Here is a 15,776-nt window from a genome sequence, read left to right as displayed (position 1 = left end):
CCGCGCTCACCGTTGCAGCGCGGGCTCCTGCTCCTCGTCGTCGGCGAGCGGCTGCTGACCGGTCGGCAGCTCCGCCGCCGGCCGGGACAGCCGGCTCGGCCACCAGATCCGGCGGCCGATCAGCAAGGTGAGGGCGGGCACCAGAACCGACCGCACCAGCAGGGCGTCGAGCAGCACACCGAAGGCGACCAGGAACCCGACCTCGATCAGCATCACCAGCGGAAGTGTGGCGAGGACCGCGAACGTGGCCGCCAGGACCAGGCCTGCCGAGGTGATGACGCCACCGGTGGCGGAGAGGGCTTTGAGCATGCCCTCTCTGGTGCCGAGACGCACGGTCTCCTCCCGGGCCCGGCTGGTCAGGAAGATGTTGTAGTCGACGCCGAGTGCAACCAGGAACAGGAATGCCAGCAGTGGCACCGAATAGTCGATGCCCTTGAACCCGAGGATCGTGTCGAAGACGAACACGCTGCCGCCGAAGGCTGCGGCGAATGAGACGATCACGGTGGCCATCAGGACCAGCGGGGCCGCGATCGAGCGCAGCAGCAGCCCGAGGACGATCAGGACGACGGCGAGCACCAGCGGGATCACCAGCTTCTCGTCGCGCTTGGTGGTCACCTCGGTGTCGAGGTTCTCCGCACTCGGCCCGCCGACGATTGCCTCCGCCCCGCCCACCGCGTGCACGGCGGTGCGCACCCGCTTGATCGTGTCGTACTCCGCGGCGGTGTCCGGCGCGTCCTTCGGGAACACGGAGATGTTGGCCCAGCCACGGCTGGTCTGCTCCGGGACGGCCTGGGCCACACCGCGGGTGCCCTTGACGATGTCGAGCACCTGCTTCTGGTGTGCCGGCCGCGTGAAGACCGTCATCGGCTGGCCGCCGAGCTCCGGGAAGTGCTGGCGCAGAACGGTGAAGCCGGTGACCGACTCCGGCGCGGACAGGAACTGGTCCTGCTCCCGCAGGGCGCCGGTGTTGCCCGCCAGCCCGAGGGCGAGCACGCCGAGGACTCCGAGCGAGCCGAGCGTCGCCACCCACCGGCGGCGGCTGATGGCGGTGCCGAGCCGTCCCCACAGCCCCGGCTTCTCCTCCACGGCCGTGCCGAGCCGCGGGATGGCCGGCCAGAAGATCCGCCTGCCGAGCACCACGAGCACCGCCGGGAACAGTGTCAGCATGGCCACCAGCGCGCACAGGATGCCGGCCGCACCGATCGGACCCAACCCGCTGGTGCTGTTCAGGTCCGCGACGAGCAGGCAGAGCAGGCCGGCGGCCACGGTGGCTGCGGACGCGACGATGGCCGGCGCCGCGCCGCGCAGCGCGTGGACCATCGCGACCCGGACGTTCTCATGGTGGTGCAGTGCCTCCCGATATCGAGCGATGAGCAACAGCGCGTAGTCCGTGCCGACGCCGAACACCAGGATCGTCAGCAGTGCCGAATTCTGGTCGTTGACCACGATGCCGAAGCCCCTGACGAGCAGGTAGACGGTCCCCATCGAGGTCAGTGCGGCCGCGCCGACGGTCACCAGCGGGATGATCCACAACACCGGGCTGCGGTAGGTGAGGATGAGCAGGAGCGTGACGACGACGATGGTGGTGAGGAGGACCTGCACGTCGATGCCGTCGAAGACGGCATCCATGTCGCCGTCGATCCCGCCCGGGCCGGTCACGTCGAGTTCCAGGCCCGAGGGGCGGTCCTTCGCGGCGTCACGCAACGGGCCGACGATGTCCTCCGGTGCGCCGTAGGCCGTGCTCACCTCAAGGGTGAACATCATCGCCTTGCGGTCGGTGGAGGGGCTCGTCGGTGAGCCCTCGTCGTCCTCGCCGACCGCGCTCTTCGCCTTCGGCGGGTACCGCTTGGCAAGGGTGTTGTAGTGGCGCTCGACCGTCGCGCAGTCGGCGTCGGTCATGCCGCCGGAGCGGTGGTACACGAAGACAAACGTGTTGTTGTCACCGCCGGGGAGACTGTCGTCCAGCACCGCCACCTTGGTGGACTCGGCACTGGCCGGCAGGGTGTCCACTGCGCTGTCGGTGGTGACCGAGCTCAACTTTCCGCTCAGCGGCACCATGCCCGCCGCCAACACCAGCCACAAGCCAATCACCAACCATGGCACCCACCGGCCTGCCAACCGACCGGCCGGCGCTTGCCCGGACGGCGCTGCGTCGACTGCCATCACTAGCCTCCTACATACGAGTTACATCGCTTAACGGGATGCCTACTTCGTACCGAGCGAACCTGAGACGACTGTTAATACGGTGCTCAGACCGGTTGGCCGAACCAGGTGCCCAGCGCACACACCAGCGTGGTGGCGTCAAGGTCCTGCCCGGTAGGCAAGGCCCAGGCGACACAGCAGTCGGGCCGGATGAGCAACACGTCGACGTCCACCCGGTCCGTGCGGGCGGTGACGGCGGTGACGGCGTTCAACTGTCCGGTCCACAAGGCCGCGACGTCGCGGACCTCCGCCCGGTCGACGAGGTCGGGCAGGAGCCCACGACCCTCACGCAGCAGGTCCGCCGACGGGGTCACCGCGGTGATTACGTCCGGGGCGGGCCGCTCCAGCGTCACCTTCATGTCCGGGCACAGGGTGCCGAAAGCAGCTGCACCAGCGCGGGCCATGTCTCGGGCCTCACCGATCTCGGCGCTGCTCTTGAACGAGTCTGCTGAGGGCTCCTGTACGAGGCGTTCGTGGCGTGGTTCGCGTGTTCCGGCGTTCAGTTGCGTGAGCGGTTTCTCGGACGGCAGCCGTAACCTGTGCCGGACTGGACCTCAGGGCGGTCAGTGGTGGAGGGCGTGTTCGAGGACGGGGTGGCAGTCGACGATCTGGTCGACGCCGACGATGTGCAGGCCGCGCTGGACGGCTTGTTGGGCGCCGGCGATGTGCAGCCAGTTCTTGAAGACGAGGGGCAGCCGCTCGCAGATCGCCTCGTTGAGGTACTTGGCGAACCAATGGGCGTCGCCTTCGTAGTACTGCCGGTTGACGCCGATCAGCACCGTGTCGGTGTCGTACACCAGAGAGAAATTGAGGCTTTCGACGTCGTGGCTCTCCGACGTGCGGAGGTGGCAGGCACGGAGTCGGGCGAGCGACAGGTGCCCGACCCGTTTGCGGCGCCAGGGCATCCCACGCCGGGTGATGGCCAACGGGGCGAGGACCGCAAGAAGGCCGACACTCAGGCGCCGCCGACGGGTACCTCGCCCTTGATGACGTCGGCGGAGCCTGACGGACAGGAATCTGCCTCGCCCGACATGCGGGGCCACCGCGCGGGCGCTGACGACCCGTTGTGGACCGTCAGGCGAACGGGGTCGACAGGGGCAGGGCCTGGTCGGCGAACTTCCCTCGGCGGTCTGCTCGACGCGGTCGCCGGACCATTACAGTGTGCGCCAAAGCCGGTCGACCTACAGGAGGTTCTGCATGCGGGGTGAGCACGGCCCGTCCGAGTCCTTGGGGGACAGCGCTCCGGTGTCGGCGATTACGCACGGTCGTTTCCTGTTGTCCGACAACGGGAAACGTTCGATCGTCCGACGCCCGGACGGAGGGCTCGATTGCCGCCGCGACGGCGGTGCCGGATCGACGGGCCTGTCCGCGGACGAGGCTCGCGCCCTCGAACTGCCGGGAACCAGACTCACTTGGCGCTTCCTCGATGTCGGCGGGTCGTCGGGATGGATGCCCGTGCTCGTGGACGAGCAGGGGACAATCGTGTGGGCGCACCACGAGGGCTTCTTCCCGAGCGGTCACCGACCCGTCGACACCGAGCCGACCGATGAGTCCTCCGACGGGTCCGAGCCCTGGATGGACTACCTCGACATGGGCGAGCACTACTGCGTGACTGTGATCCAGAACGTCACCCCCGACGAGGCACTGCGCCGGTTCGGCGCAGCGGATGACGACATAAGCACCTCCACCTGGCGGGAACTGAGGGATCGCGCCGCCTTCGAAGAAGTCGACGACCACCACAACCACGTCGTCGCGGCTTTCGCCCTTGGTCCGCACGCCCTGCTGGTGGAGGACATCGGCAACGAAGGCGTCCACCGACCTGACCTGTCCGTGGGCACGCTCGCCGTCTCGGCCTTCCGCAACCACAGCAGCGAGCACTTCAGCGTCAGCCGCGACGGTACGGAGCTGGCCTCTATGCACCTGTCGGCCCTCTGTGCCGTCGAGGGGACGCACCCCGACGAAATCACCAAGGTGCTTCCGGAGATGGGCATCGTCGACGCGGAAGCATTCGAAAGCGATCCCGAGAACCTCTTCAACGACCTGGAACTCCTTCGCAGGATCGCAGGCGTTTCCCCCGACGTCACCGACCTTGCAGGCCAGGGCAGCGTCGCGATCATCCCGAGTTAGCCGCAGGTCGCACAGCACGGCAAGGATACGAGGTCTTCAGACCGCTTCCTCCCGACGCGGCAGAGGCAGAGCCCTTATCCCGCCGGGCACCGTCCGGGGGGGGGCAACGCGCCTACCCCACACACGACGTGACGGTGTCTCACCCGGCCGCCTGGGAGGTCTCCCGCTCCGCTGGCCCGAAAGCTGTCACCGACGTGGCCGGCGCCCTGGTCGTGTCAGAAGGCGGCGGCGCGGCGGTCACCGAGGGCGCGGTGGTGGAGAGGGAAGCAGCCGTCAGCGACGGCCTGGCCCACGGGGCTACCGCATCATCGTGTCCGGTCCGCTGCAGACCGGATCTGGGTTCATTCTATGCTCGACTTGGTGTACCTGTGCTCGGCCCGGCGTAGGGGCAACTCCTTTCACGCCCGACCACATACGGCGCAACCCCTTTGGCCACCGCTCACCATAAGAAAGTTTCTCCTTATTTTTCGAAACATTCGATCTGTTGTCGAGCAGGGTGGGAACGCCCGACGCCGCCATCGGCGGACACTGCAAGGCCCGGGGTGAGGCAAGGGCGAGCGTGCGGACCCCTCGCGCCGGCCTCCCAATTCCGCGCGACAGTCGCTGAATAGACGGGCCGGATGACCTGCTCGCTGGAGCATTTTTCGTCCTCGAGGCCGCTCGCAGAGCCCTTGGAGGTGAGGGGCTGATTGCGGACATGTGCGTGACAAGCCTTGACCGAGAGGTCGCACGTTCCTAGCTTGTGGCGTCGAAGGATCCGGGAAATCCCCGAATGTTTCGACACCGTCCCGGGTCCCCTTGTCGGGCCGCTCCTCGGCTCGTCCGCGTCGCCTCGCCCCACCCTCAAGGAGGCTCTCTGATGTGGTTCCGACGCTCGTCCCCGGTTCGTCCCAGACGCCTGCTCGCCGTTCTTTCACCCCTGCTGCTCGTAGCCACCTTTCTCGGTGCCCAGCCCGCCGACGCGGCAACCGTGGACCCCAACGCCTCGTACGTGCTGGTCAATCGCAACAGCGGTAAGGCTCTGGACGTCTACAACATGGCGACCACCGACGGAGCCCGCATCACCCAGTGGAGCAGAAACGATCAGAACCAGCAGCAGTGGCAGTTCGTCGAATCCGGAGACGGCTACTACCGCATCAAATCCCGCCACTCCGGCAAGGTGCTGGACCTCTACAACTGGTCCACCGCGAACGGTGGCTCGATCGTCCAGTGGACCGACCTGGACAGCACCAACCAGCAGTGGCGACTGGCCGACAGTTCAGACGGTTACGTGAGGCTCATCTCGCGGCACACCAACAAGGCTCTCGAAGTACAAGGTGCCTCCACCGCCGACAACGCGAACATCGTCCAGTACGACGACTGGGGCGGTACCAACCAGCAGTGGCAGCTCGTCAAGGTCGGCGCCGAAACCCCCGGCCAGTGCGACCTCCCGTCGACATACCGCTGGACATCGACGGCCGCGTTGGCGCAGCCCAAGTCCGGCTGGGTCTCCCTCAAGGACTTCACCGTCGCCCCCTACAACGGGCGGCAACTCGTCTATGCGACGACGCACGACACGGGGACGAGCTGGGGCTCGATGAACTTCGGCCTGTTCACCAACTGGTCGGAGATGGCCTCGGCAGGCCAGAACACGATGTCGACTCCCACCGTCGCGCCCACGCTCTTCTACTTCGCGCCGAAGAACGTGTGGGTACTCGCCTACCAGTGGGGCGGGACCGCCTTCTCCTACCGGACGTCGAGCGACCCCACCAACCCGAATGGCTGGTCATCGCCGCAGGTGCTCTTCTCCGGAAGCATCTCCGGCTCCGGAACCGGCCCCATCGACCAGACACTCATCGGCGACGGGACCAACATGTACCTGTTCTTCGCCGGCGACAACGGCAAGATCTACCGGGCCGGTATGCCGATAGGGAACTTCCCCGGCAGCTTCGGCACGACCTCCACAGTGGTCATGAGCGATACGACGAACAACCTGTTCGAGGCCCCTCAGGTCTACAAACTGCAGGGCCAGAACCGCTACCTCATGATTGTTGAGGCGATCGGCGCGCAGGGCCGCTACTTCCGCTCCTTCACGGCCACCAGCCTGAACGGCTCATGGACACCCCAAGCCGCGACCGAGAGCAACCCCTTTGCCGGCAAGGCCAACAGCGGAGCCACCTGGACCAACGACATCAGCCACGGCGAACTGATCCGCACTGGCTCCGATCAGACCATGACCGTCGATCCCTGCAATCTGCAGTTGCTCTACCAGGGCCGCAGCCCCAACTCCGGTGGTGACTACGGCCTCCTGCCCTACCGTCCGGGTCTGCTGACACTGCAGCACTGACGACCTGGCACGGGTCCGGCTCCCCTACGGAGCCGGCGGGGCGGGCCCGGCGAAAGGCGTCGAGCCCGCCAAGGCCAGGCGAGTCATCAGCGCTCACTCGGCGACACAGCGCGAGCTCGGCAATCACGGCCGGCCCATTTCACGACGATGTCGGCGAACTCCTGCGGCACCTGCTCCGGCACCGCCACGTGTCCGTCGGACAGCACTCTGGTCGGACGGCCCAGCGCCGCCGCGAACTTCGCCAGGGACGGCAGGGAGAAGCTGTCGTCGGGGGCGCAGACCGCGAGGGTGCGCGATGATCCTCGGCAGGCGGGGTCCCATGGCATAGCGGCGCTCCGCCTCGTGGCCCTCCTCGACACGGTCGAGGACGGTCAGTGCGTCGACGACGTACCGGCCCAGGGCCTTTTCTTCCCCTGGCCGGTAGAAGGGGCGCCGCTTGTCCCACAGCTCTCGCAGATGCGTGCCGTCGGCCGCGGGGCCGACATGGTCGACGCTGCCGGAGGCGCCGTCGCGCTTCTCGTCGTCGACGAACGAGGTCACCGAAAGCAGCAGGCTGGTCACACGGTCCTGGAAGCGGGCCGCCACCTCCACGGCGACCACCCCGCCGATGTGGTGCCCGACGAGGTGGAAGGGGTCCAGGCCGAGCGCCTCGATCAGGTCGCCGACGCCTTGTCCGCGAAGCGCTCGTCCTCAGCACCCGACTCGTCCCGGGCATGATCGAGCGGGGCGGCGGCAACATCGTCAACATCAGCAGTATCGCCGCTGCGATCGCCATGCCTCACATGGCGACGTACGGGGCGCAGAAGGCGGCCGTCGAATCCTCACCCGCAGTTGGGCCGCGGAGTGGGGCCGGCACGGCATACGTGTCAACGCGGTGGCTCCCGGGAACGTGACCAGCGACAACGTGGTCGAATTCATTGGCGCCGACCAGTTCACGTCCTGGCCCGAGGTCAACCCGCTCAAGCGCAACGCCACACCCGAGGAACTCGCCGAGGCCATCGCATTCGTGGCGAGCGAGCGCGCGAGCTTCGTCACCGGCCAGGCGATCGTGGCCGACGGCGGCAGTGCCCGTCCCGCCACGAGCACGGTTCGGCGCCGCCCGCTTGGCAGTGGTGGCGTCTGAGGGTCTACTCCGGAATGGATGGTCGGTTGGTTGCAGGCCGCAGAGGTGGGGAGGGCAGGGCTGGAGCCGGCAGAGGAATCGTCCGACCGTGTCGGGTGCGGGCTGATGGGCAGATCTCAAGTGGGTGGGTGCGGTGGGAACTTGAGCCCCGGAATGTACGGGGCGGCCGACGGATCTGCCCCGCACGCCAGGATGTCCGTCGCACCGGCCGCCGTGGTACGCGGAGGACTACTGTGCGAGGAACACTGTCTCTCCCCCGGACCGTTATGGAGCATCAGGCTGTGAAGGTCGAGATTCAGCCGGACGTACGCGAGACCGCTGCCCGGCTCGGAGCAGATGTTCCCAACGCCCTGAAGGCCCTGGCCGGTCAGCTGGCCGATGATCCTGACATGGGCCGGCCCTCGGGGCTGCCCGGCATTTTGACGGTGCGGGTCGACGGCGACATGTTCGACGACTGCCCCGATCTGTCCGTCAGCTATATCCGTGAGCCGGACCGCATCGAGATCCGCCTCCTCAAAGCGCTTGCCTCTTCCATCGCACCCGCCGTGGGCGTCGCTGATCAAGCGCAGGAGCAGCGGGTTGAGGACCAGCGGGGCGACCCTGCCACTGCCGCGGTCGTCGTACGGCAGGTCGCCGATGCCTGGCGGCGCATTACCGATTGGCTGCAGCACCACGCTCCTGCTTCCTATGCTGCGCTGCGTGCCGGTACCAGTGCCGCTTCCATCGCCGCCCTTGAGGAGGACCTCGGCATCCGGATACCCGCCGAACTGCACGTTCTGTGGCTGCTGAGTGCGGGTGACGATGGGGGTGATGGCTGGGGATGCCTTCCGGGCAACAGGGCTCTGATGACTCTGGACGCCGTGGCCGCCACCTATCGGCTCAAGACGGGCGCCCAGACCGAACAGGCCGTCCTCAACGCCGGCCGTCCCGAGGAGGAGCGGATCACGGTGTGGGAGGCGACTCGGATTCCGGTGATCGCCTTGGGGCCGGCCGACCACACCATGGGCCTGTACCTGGACGCCGCTACCGGCTACCTCGGCTTCTTCTCCCGCGAAGTTGAAGCCCCCGCCGACGTACTCGACACACTGGTCACCTACCTGGAAGAGGCTGCCGACATGCTTGAAGCCCCGGCCCTGGCGACGCGGGACAAGCCGGGCTTGATCGACGGGGCGCTGGTATGGCTCAGCAGCATCACTGCGGCACTCGAAGACCGGTGGCAGCCCTGGACCGGCTGATCACATACAAGAAGGGGCCAGCCTTACGGCCAGTGGTACCTGCGCATAACGATGACGGAACTTGCGGAATTGGGGCTGGCGGAGACCATCCGTTTTGGAGCCTGAACCCGGCGGGGCAGAAGGCTCTGGTCGGCGGCAACGCGCTGCTGTCCCGTCCGAAGGCCGGCACTGGAGCGATGGCCGTTCGCACCGGGTTCGGTCCGCACGGTGTCGCGGTGACGGACGCGATCCTCGCTTACGGCGGCCGGGAGCGTCTGACCGGCTGGCAGGTGGAGGTCAGCCACGCCGTCAAGGAGACCGTTTTGAGCTTCGACACCGACGCCGTCCTGGTTCTGGCGACCACGACCAGTGAGGTGTGCCTCTTTGAGCTCGACAACGGGAGCATGCCCCAGGCCCAACTCCGGCTCGGAGCTCCGTCTGCACGATGTCGCGTTTGGCAGGGCGCACCATGCCATGAGCGTCTCGAATGATGAGTCCGCCACAGCGGCCCGTAACCACCGGTCCGGTCGTTGTGGCTGATGCATAGTGACCGGGCGCTGAGCTGCGGGGTGAAGAAAGATGTGGTCTGGTGGGCCCGAATCTGGGCCGGTTGACTGTGCATCTTTGGCCGAGGGTGGGTTGTGGCAAGTCAGTGAGAGGGGTAGATCACGCGGTCACGGAACTTTTGGAAGGTGTGCCAGCCTGAGAGTTCTTGTGGAGTGATCAGGTCTCCTGTGGAGCAGTCCAGCACCTTGCATTCGAGGGCGTCCGCGAGGCGGAAGACGGGGGTGAGTACGTCGTCGCCGGTCCCGCGGATGTGGAGCATGATCGAGTCCACGGGGTCGTCGTCGCCGATGTTGAGTTCGATGGACCAGGTGGGTCCGCAGAGTTCGCCCCAGGTGGGGTCCGAGAGGTCGGCTTTGGGGGCGGCCTGGCTCACGGCCGCGAGGACTTCTTTCCGCTGGCAGAGTGAGGGCGGGGTGTAGTCGTCGGGTATGTCCTGTAGTGAGGTGAAGTCGTCGGGCAGGCGGAGGAGGAGAACGTCCCAGCTCATGTGGACCTTCCAAGTAGGGATCAGGCAGTTGCGTTGAGGTGGGGGAGTCAGCTCAAGTGGGGTTGCTCGTGCGGAGGTTGGGGTGTGAGCGTGCTTCGGAGTCGGTTGATGGTTGCCTTCCAGGGGCCTCCGTTTGGTTCGGCCCAGAGTTCCAGGAGTTCGGACGGCTCGGTCATGACGCGGTCGAGGGCGTGGAGGGCGAGGTCGCGTAGATCGGTGAGGTCGGGGAGAGGCTCGTCCGGTCCGTAGTGGGGATGGGCGGGCTCGCCGCCAGGGCATTGCGCGGCGACCAGGGCGGCTGCGGCGATGGCTTCATCGGCGACGTCCGCGTCGAGGTAATCGGCGGTGTCGGCTGCTCGGGTGAGCGTGTCTCGGACCAGGTCCTGACGCGCGTCGGGCGAGGCGTCGTCGAGGTCGCCGCACCAGTCTGCCGCGGTGTCGTTGTCGAAGGGGCCGACGTCCCAGGTACCCATGTGTCTCTCCTGACGGTGACGATGTCCGGGCATCGTGACAGGTGCTACTGACATCAGCCTCCGACCCTGACCGGAGGTTCGGGACGCGCGGGTTCTTCCCACCGGACACCTGGCGATGCGGGACAGCAGCCCGAGGCGCGGTGAAGGGCTGCCGGAGAGCGATGACACTTGCGGGCCGGCTGGGGCTGTTTCCCGTCCGACGGGTGCCGGGGAAGAAAGACCGGCCGCTGCTCATGCTTGGCGGATAGGAAAGCTGATCGGCGTTCTCTCATACAGCAGGGCCGTGTGACGTGGTCTGCATGATGCATATAGCGCTGATCACGCGCAGTCAGACGTGCCGCTACTACTTGTGTCAGGTCCTCGTTGGTGACGGACGCGAGCCGCTTGGGAAAGCGCAGCGGGATGCGGGAGTTCCGGTCGACAGGTGGACGGGGCGGGGTCTGCTCGACTTCGGTCTCGGGCTTGGTCGGGATGTGACCGAGGTGCAGTTGCGGTCCCTGTTCGGCGAAAGGTGGTACCAGGACGCCGGCCGACTTGTAGCCGAGCGTCGGCCGGCTGCATCCACCGGGCGAAGTCCCGCCCCCCTCCCAGCTCGCGCGATCCCAGGCGATGGCCGGAGCCCACAGGAACCGCCACCACTGCAGCAGGTCGATCCCGTACGACCGCAACGTCGAAGCGGGGTTCCCAGAGGCCTGAAGGTACTCGGCCACACCTCCGTCAGCATGGCCCTGGTCTATGCGTGACTGGCTCACGACGAACTTCTTCAAGACCGAACTCGAACTCGGCCGCTGCCTGTGTCTCCCCGCCGAAGGCCCCTGCGAGTGTGGCCTCTACCTGACCTGCGCGAAGTTCGTCACCACGCCCGAGTACGCACCGCGCCTGCGGGCCCGACGCGAAGTCGAGCAGACCTACGCTCTCGACGCCGCTCAACGCGGTTGGGACCGCGAGGTCGAACGACACCGCTGCACGGGAGACCGCATCGACAAGCTTCTCTTGGGCCTCGGGCAACCCGCCCATCGGGAAGAGAAAGCCAAGAACACCAGCTCGTGACTGCTACCTGGGGGTTATCGGACCGGGCCTTGCTCATCGACAAGCACCGTGGGCAAAGACAAGAACACGTCAGCTTCTACCGGGCCGAAGGCGATGTTGAAGGTGTCGAGCCAGTACGACCAGGCCCGCACCCCCGCCGCGCTGCTGAAACGGTAGTTGAGCTGCCAGCGGACCCACTGTCCGGGAACAAGCCGTACGGCCGGGGGCCGTCGTGGCCGAGGAGGTATGGCAAAGAGAGGCTGGACCCGAGGAAGGACTCGCAACCGACCGTCGTCCTCGCGGAGCTGGACGTCGACCTTGCGCAGGTCTTTCTGACCGTCAAAAGGGTCGAAGCCGTCGCACTCATGCATACGAACTACGTGCGCGACCGCGGGCGGCATAGGCGGGACGCGAAAGCCGACCGGGACAGCGTTCCTGCGAGCCGCGGCCTCCCCTCCACGAGACTGCTTCGTCCAGGACGTCCGTATCCACTGAACGGTGACCTCCACAACGCTTCCCCCTGTCACCTCGTCGAAAGTCTCACCTTATGTCCGTACGGCCTGACGACAGCTCGGAGAAAGATGAAGTTGAACTGTCCACATGAACAGGCATCGTCTTCGGAGTCCTCACCATCGCCGGGTTCGCGTACGCGGCGCAGCTCGCGGACCTGCCGGACCAGAAGATGTGGCGCATCGACCGCACCGCCGACTACGGCGCCTTCCAGAAAGCAGCCCGCGGCCGGGTCGATCTCGCTCGCATCGAGCGCCAGGTGGAGGACATCCTGCGGATCATCGGGTCCATCCACACCAGCGCGATCCGCGTGTACGGCGTGATCCGGATGCTGTCGCGGGACGGGCGGCAGACTCCGCTGGGGGACGCGATCGCGCGCTACGGGCGGATCGCCAAGTCCCTGCACATCCTGCGCCTGGCCTACGAGCCCGGCTACCGCCGCCAGATCCAGGCGCAGGCCAACCTCCAGGAAGGCCGCCACGCGCTTGCTTGGGAGATCTTTTACGGCCGCTCGGGGCAGCTCTACCAGCGTCACCAGGACGGTATGGAGGACCAGATCGGCGCCCTCGGCCTGGTCCTCCATGCATCCGCGCCGACCAGAGCCTCGCGGAGGTACGGGTGCCGTCACACCGGCTGGAGGCGAGACGGCACCCGTGCCCGCTCGGCCTCCCGGCGCCGGTCGGGTCACTTGCTGTCGGACGGACGCGGATTTTCCACGTGTGAGACCCACTTGGTGAGCAGTCCTTCGAGCGCCTTGGCCTCGGCGGGCGGCAGCAGGCTCAGCAGGCGGTGTTCGTTGAATTTTTGCGCTGGGCCGGCCACCGGTGTCACTTCGGGCGGCCAGTGCTGCCTGGGTGAAGCGCGCTAGTCCTCGGCTGGGGTTGGGGCTTGGGGGAGGCGGAGTTGGAAGCATGCTCCGAGGGTGCGGGGGGTGAGTGTGAGGGTGCCTTTGTTGCGGTGGGCCAGGTCGCGGGCGATGGCGAGGCCCAGGCCGGTGCCGCCCTGGTCGCGGGAGCGGGCGTCGTCGAGCCGTACGAAGCGTTCGAAGATGCGCTCGGCGTCTTCGGTGGGCACGCCCGGTCCGTCGTCGTGCACCGTGAGGTCGACCCAGCCGTCGTGGTTCCGGACGGTGATGTGGATGCGGTGTGCGGCGTGGCGGGCGGCGTTGTCGATGAGGTTGCGCACCAGTCATTCGTATTCATCGGGGTTTCCGTGCGCGCGGGCGGGGGCGGTGCTGTTGCAGGTGAGGGTCAACCCTTTCTCGGTGAGGGGGTATTGCTCGGTCAGCCGGGAGGCGAGGGCTGTCAGGTCGACAGTTTCGGGGTTGGCTGTGGGGGCGCGGGTGTCGAGGCGGGCGAGGAGCAGCAGGTCTTCGGTGAGGGCCTGGAGGCGGCGGGTCTGTCGTGCGGCGGTGGTGACCGCGGCGGGCCAGTCGGTGCGGTCCGGGTAGGCGAGGGCGACTTCCAGGCTGGCCAGCAGTGTGGTGAGGGGGCTGCGTAGTTCGTGGGCGGCGTCGGCGACGAAGCGGCGTTGCTGGGCGGCGGCGGTGTCGAGGCGTTGGAGTGTGGTGTTGATGGTGGTGGCCAGGGCGGTGATCTCGTGTCCCGCTGCGGGCACGGTGACACGTTCGCGGGGGTCGCTCGCGGTGACCGAGGCGGTGAGGACGCGGATGGCTTCGACCGGCCGCAGCGCGATGCGGACGGCGAAGTAGGCGACGGCGGCGATCAGGATGAGGCTGACGAGCCCGGCTCGCAGCAGCCGGCGGTCGGTGGCCTCGGTGATCGTCCCGGCGATGTCCTCGGCTGCGTGGGGGAGCACCACCGCATAGACCCGCAGCTGGGCGTCGGCCGCGACACCCAGAGCGGCGACCGTGTCGCTGTTCAGTTCATCGGCCCTGACATCGTGGTACATGACCTGGTAGGTCACACCGTCCTTGCCGAACCGGTCCCCGGGCTCGGAGTCGGGGCGCCCCGGTATGCGCGTGGGAATGGTCGTATAGCCCCAGCCTGATGACTCGTCATCCGGTGGGGCCGGCAACTCGGCCTTCGGTGGGGCGGGCAGCACATGGCGGGTGCCGGGATCGAACTCCTCCATGCCTCCGCCGTAGGCGACAGCACCGCGGCGGTCGGTCGCGACGACCTCGTACGGCACAGTGCTTCGGCGAACGGGAACCACACCCTCCTTCACCTGATCGACGAGAGCCCGGAATTGTGCCTGCGCCTGCTCTTCGGCGATCTGCCTGCTCTCGCGGTAGACGTCGTGGTGTACCCACCAGCCGATGCCGGCCAGGATGACGGCGGTGGCCGAGGCGGCGGCCAGGGCCGTGCGGGCTCGTACCGAACGCGGCCACCAGCGCTGTCGCGGCCCGGTCGTGTTCACGGTCGGCCACCAGCGCCGTCGCGGCTCAGTCGCGTTCACGGTCGTCCACCAATCGATAGCCGGTTCCCCGTACGGTCTGCAGGGACCGTCGGCCGAACGCGGAGTCCATTTTCTTTCGCAGTGCGCTGACGCGTGCCTCCACCAGGTTGGGATCCCAGGCTTCGTCGGGCCACGCGTGATAGAGCAGATCCGATTTGGAGACTGCCTGGCCCGCCCGGCGGGCCAGCAGTTCCAGCACCGCGAACTCCCTGGGTGTGAGCTCCACCCGGGCCCCGGCCCGGCGGCAGACCCGGCCGGCGACGTCCAGCGAGAGGTCGCCCACGGCAAGGACGGGCGGGGCGACCGTGGCGGCTCGTCTGACCAGGGCCCGCAGCCGTGCGACGAGCACCACGTAGGAGAAGGGTTTGGCCAGGTAGTCGTCGGCTCCCGTGTCCAGGGCCTCCGCTTGATCCCACTCACCGTCCTTGGCGGTGAGGACCAGGATCGGGGTCGCGTTGCCCTCCCGGCGCAACTGGGCGCAGACCTTGTAGCCGTTGAGCCCGGGCAGCATCAAGTCCAGTACGACCAGGTCGTATTCGCCGGTCCGGGCCATCCACAGTCCCTGCCGGCCGTCATGGGCGAGGTCGACGCTGTAGCCCTCGGCGGTCAGGCCGGTGTGCAGGGTGTGGGCAAGGTCAACCTCGTCTTCGACCACCAGGATGCGCATGCGGTGCAGCCTCGCACAGCGTCGGACCGCCTTCCTGATCGTCCGATCAGGTTGGATCAGCAACCGGTCAACGAGGTCCCGGCATGCTGGCGCAACGTCTTCGCCACTGCTGGAAGGCAACGAAAGTGAACCCTTGCCGTTACGAGCCGACATGGGGAACACCGCGTCGATGGCGAAGCGGTCGGCGGCAGATTCACGCCTGACCAGCAGAAACCCAGTGATTGCAACCGGAAGACAACAACTTCTCAGAGAGCCTCCAGGGGGAGACTTGCGCAGACAAGTGAAAAGAGCGTGCGCGGGCACGATCGCCACGGCGGCTGCCGTGGCTCTGGCGGCGGGCATGACCAGCCCGGCGTCGGCGGAGCCCGAGCGCACGGCCGCCGACCAGGCTGTGCAGACCGCGCCCAAGCACCGTGTCACGCTGATCACCGGTGACCGTGTCGTCGTCGACGCGAAGGGCCGTGTTCTGGGCCTGGAGCGGGCCAGGAGCCGCGAGGGGATACCCGTCCAGATACGCAAGGCCGGCGGACACACCCTTGTCGTGCCGGCCGACGCGGCACGGCTGATCGCCGGTGGCAAGCTCGACCGGCGGCTCTTCGACGTCACCGAGCTCAACAAGTCGGCCAGCCGCAG

Annotated in this window: 13 protein-coding genes and 4 pseudogenes; 9 read left to right on the top strand and 8 right to left on the bottom strand. The window is 67.4% G+C overall.

Translation table 11 applies throughout. The annotated features are described in order from the left end of the window. Positions 1 to 6: 6 nt before the first annotated feature. The 3 genes from ACZ60E_RS40955 to ACZ60E_RS40945 all read right to left on the bottom strand — a co-directional run bounded on the left by ACZ60E_RS40955 (position 7) and on the right by ACZ60E_RS40945 (position 2,999). Positions 7 to 2,163, bottom strand: a complete 2,157-nt coding sequence (locus ACZ60E_RS40955; RefSeq protein ID WP_469447252.1) for an MMPL family transporter — start codon at positions 2,161 to 2,163, stop codon at positions 7 to 9. Positions 2,164 to 2,249: 86 nt separating this feature from the next. Beyond that, a complete protein-coding gene (locus tag ACZ60E_RS40950) occupies positions 2,250 to 2,606 on the bottom strand; it encodes an aromatic-ring hydroxylase C-terminal domain-containing protein (protein WP_469447250.1) in 357 nt (118 codons plus the stop codon). A 159-nt stretch (positions 2,607 to 2,765) separates the two neighbouring features. Next, positions 2,766 to 2,999 carry a hypothetical protein gene (locus tag ACZ60E_RS40945; RefSeq protein ID WP_469447248.1) on the bottom strand — a complete coding sequence of 78 codons (234 nt, stop codon included), beginning with the start codon at positions 2,997 to 2,999 and terminating at the stop codon, positions 2,766 to 2,768. A 364-nt stretch (positions 3,000 to 3,363) separates the two neighbouring features. On the opposite strand from ACZ60E_RS40945, the gene ACZ60E_RS40940 reads away from it, so the two are divergent. The 6 genes and pseudogenes from ACZ60E_RS40940 to ACZ60E_RS40915 all read left to right on the top strand — a co-directional run bounded on the left by ACZ60E_RS40940 (position 3,364) and on the right by ACZ60E_RS40915 (position 9,483). Next, the gene (locus ACZ60E_RS40940; protein WP_469447246.1) at positions 3,364 to 4,329 is read left to right on the top strand and encodes a DUF6461 domain-containing protein; all 966 of its coding nucleotides are present in this window, start codon (positions 3,364 to 3,366) and stop codon (positions 4,327 to 4,329) included. A gap of 859 nt (positions 4,330 to 5,188) precedes the next feature. Beyond that, positions 5,189 to 6,655, top strand: coding sequence for a non-reducing end alpha-L-arabinofuranosidase family hydrolase (locus ACZ60E_RS40935; RefSeq protein ID WP_469447244.1), 1,467 nt, complete (start codon positions 5,189 to 5,191; stop codon positions 6,653 to 6,655). A 147-nt stretch (positions 6,656 to 6,802) separates the two neighbouring features. Beyond that, positions 6,803 to 7,372 (top strand): hypothetical protein, encoded by a 570-nt coding sequence (locus tag ACZ60E_RS40930; protein ID WP_469447243.1) that lies wholly within the window; start codon positions 6,803 to 6,805, stop codon positions 7,370 to 7,372. Then, a pseudogene (locus ACZ60E_RS40925) lies at positions 7,369 to 7,778 on the top strand (SDR family NAD(P)-dependent oxidoreductase). The gene ACZ60E_RS40930 and the pseudogene ACZ60E_RS40925 overlap by 4 nt, the downstream one beginning before the upstream one ends. Positions 7,779 to 8,059: 281 nt before the next feature. Next, positions 8,060 to 9,013 carry an SMI1/KNR4 family protein gene (locus ACZ60E_RS40920; protein WP_469447242.1) on the top strand — a complete coding sequence of 318 codons (954 nt, stop codon included), beginning with the start codon at positions 8,060 to 8,062 and terminating at the stop codon, positions 9,011 to 9,013. Further along, positions 8,956 to 9,483: a replication-relaxation family protein gene (locus tag ACZ60E_RS40915; RefSeq protein WP_469447240.1), complete on the top strand. Its 528-nt coding sequence runs from the start codon at positions 8,956 to 8,958 to the stop codon at positions 9,481 to 9,483. The genes ACZ60E_RS40920 and ACZ60E_RS40915 overlap by 58 nt, the downstream gene beginning before the upstream one ends. Before the next feature lie 158 nt (positions 9,484 to 9,641). Here ACZ60E_RS40915 and ACZ60E_RS40910 read toward each other — a convergent pair whose 3' ends face one another. Further along, positions 9,642 to 10,046: a hypothetical protein gene (locus ACZ60E_RS40910; protein WP_469447238.1), complete on the bottom strand. Its 405-nt coding sequence runs from the start codon at positions 10,044 to 10,046 to the stop codon at positions 9,642 to 9,644. Positions 10,047 to 10,093: 47 nt separating this feature from the next. Further along, positions 10,094 to 10,519 carry a DUF4259 domain-containing protein gene (locus tag ACZ60E_RS40905; protein WP_469447237.1) on the bottom strand — a complete coding sequence of 142 codons (426 nt, stop codon included), beginning with the start codon at positions 10,517 to 10,519 and terminating at the stop codon, positions 10,094 to 10,096. 735 nt (positions 10,520 to 11,254) lie between these two features. Between ACZ60E_RS40905 and ACZ60E_RS40900 the strand changes: the two genes are divergently transcribed. After that, positions 11,255 to 11,569, top strand: coding sequence for a hypothetical protein (locus ACZ60E_RS40900; RefSeq protein WP_453795833.1), 315 nt, complete (start codon positions 11,255 to 11,257; stop codon positions 11,567 to 11,569). 14 nt (positions 11,570 to 11,583) lie between these two features. Here ACZ60E_RS40900 and ACZ60E_RS40895 read toward each other — a convergent pair whose 3' ends face one another. After that, positions 11,584 to 12,057, bottom strand: coding sequence for a hypothetical protein (locus ACZ60E_RS40895; protein WP_469447235.1), 474 nt, complete (start codon positions 12,055 to 12,057; stop codon positions 11,584 to 11,586). 101 nt (positions 12,058 to 12,158) lie between these two features. Here ACZ60E_RS40895 and ACZ60E_RS40890 point away from each other — a divergent pair. Further along, positions 12,159 to 12,644 (top strand): annotated as a pseudogene (locus tag ACZ60E_RS40890) (Tn3 family transposase); the annotation flags it as partial. 278 nt (positions 12,645 to 12,922) lie between these two features. Here ACZ60E_RS40890 and ACZ60E_RS40885 read toward each other — a convergent pair. Then, positions 12,923 to 14,437: pseudogene (locus ACZ60E_RS40885) on the bottom strand (sensor histidine kinase). Positions 14,438 to 14,462: 25 nt separating this feature from the next. Next, positions 14,463 to 15,143: a response regulator transcription factor gene (locus tag ACZ60E_RS40880; RefSeq protein WP_469447234.1), complete on the bottom strand. Its 681-nt coding sequence runs from the start codon at positions 15,141 to 15,143 to the stop codon at positions 14,463 to 14,465. 280 nt (positions 15,144 to 15,423) lie between these two features. On the opposite strand from ACZ60E_RS40880, the pseudogene ACZ60E_RS40875 reads away from it, so the two are divergent. Next, positions 15,424 to 15,776: pseudogene (locus ACZ60E_RS40875) on the top strand (peptidase S8); the annotation flags it as partial.

The organism is Streptomyces sp. NPDC102514 (genome assembly GCF_055584525.1).
The sequence above is the reverse complement of the archived record's forward strand: the minus strand, read 5'-3'. Positions and strand labels throughout refer to the sequence as shown.

Coding starts and splice junctions, on each gene's coding strand:
- ACZ60E_RS40900 (WP_453795833.1), top strand. CDS start 11,255: ATGCGTGACTGGCTCACGACGAACTTCTTCAAGACCGAACTCGAACTC.
- ACZ60E_RS40935 (WP_469447244.1), top strand. CDS start 5,189: ATGTGGTTCCGACGCTCGTCCCCGGTTCGTCCCAGACGCCTGCTCGCC.
- ACZ60E_RS40930 (WP_469447243.1), top strand. CDS start 6,803: ATGTCGGCGAACTCCTGCGGCACCTGCTCCGGCACCGCCACGTGTCCG.
- ACZ60E_RS40955 (WP_469447252.1), bottom strand. CDS start 2,163: ATGGCAGTCGACGCAGCGCCGTCCGGGCAAGCGCCGGCCGGTCGGTTG.
- ACZ60E_RS40910 (WP_469447238.1), bottom strand. CDS start 10,046: ATGAGCTGGGACGTTCTCCTCCTCCGCCTGCCCGACGACTTCACCTCA.
- ACZ60E_RS40905 (WP_469447237.1), bottom strand. CDS start 10,519: ATGGGTACCTGGGACGTCGGCCCCTTCGACAACGACACCGCGGCAGAC.
- ACZ60E_RS40950 (WP_469447250.1), bottom strand. CDS start 2,606: ATGGCCCGCGCTGGTGCAGCTGCTTTCGGCACCCTGTGCCCGGACATG.
- ACZ60E_RS40915 (WP_469447240.1), top strand. CDS start 8,956: ATGGCTCAGCAGCATCACTGCGGCACTCGAAGACCGGTGGCAGCCCTG.
- ACZ60E_RS40880 (WP_469447234.1), bottom strand. CDS start 15,143: ATGCGCATCCTGGTGGTCGAAGACGAGGTTGACCTTGCCCACACCCTG.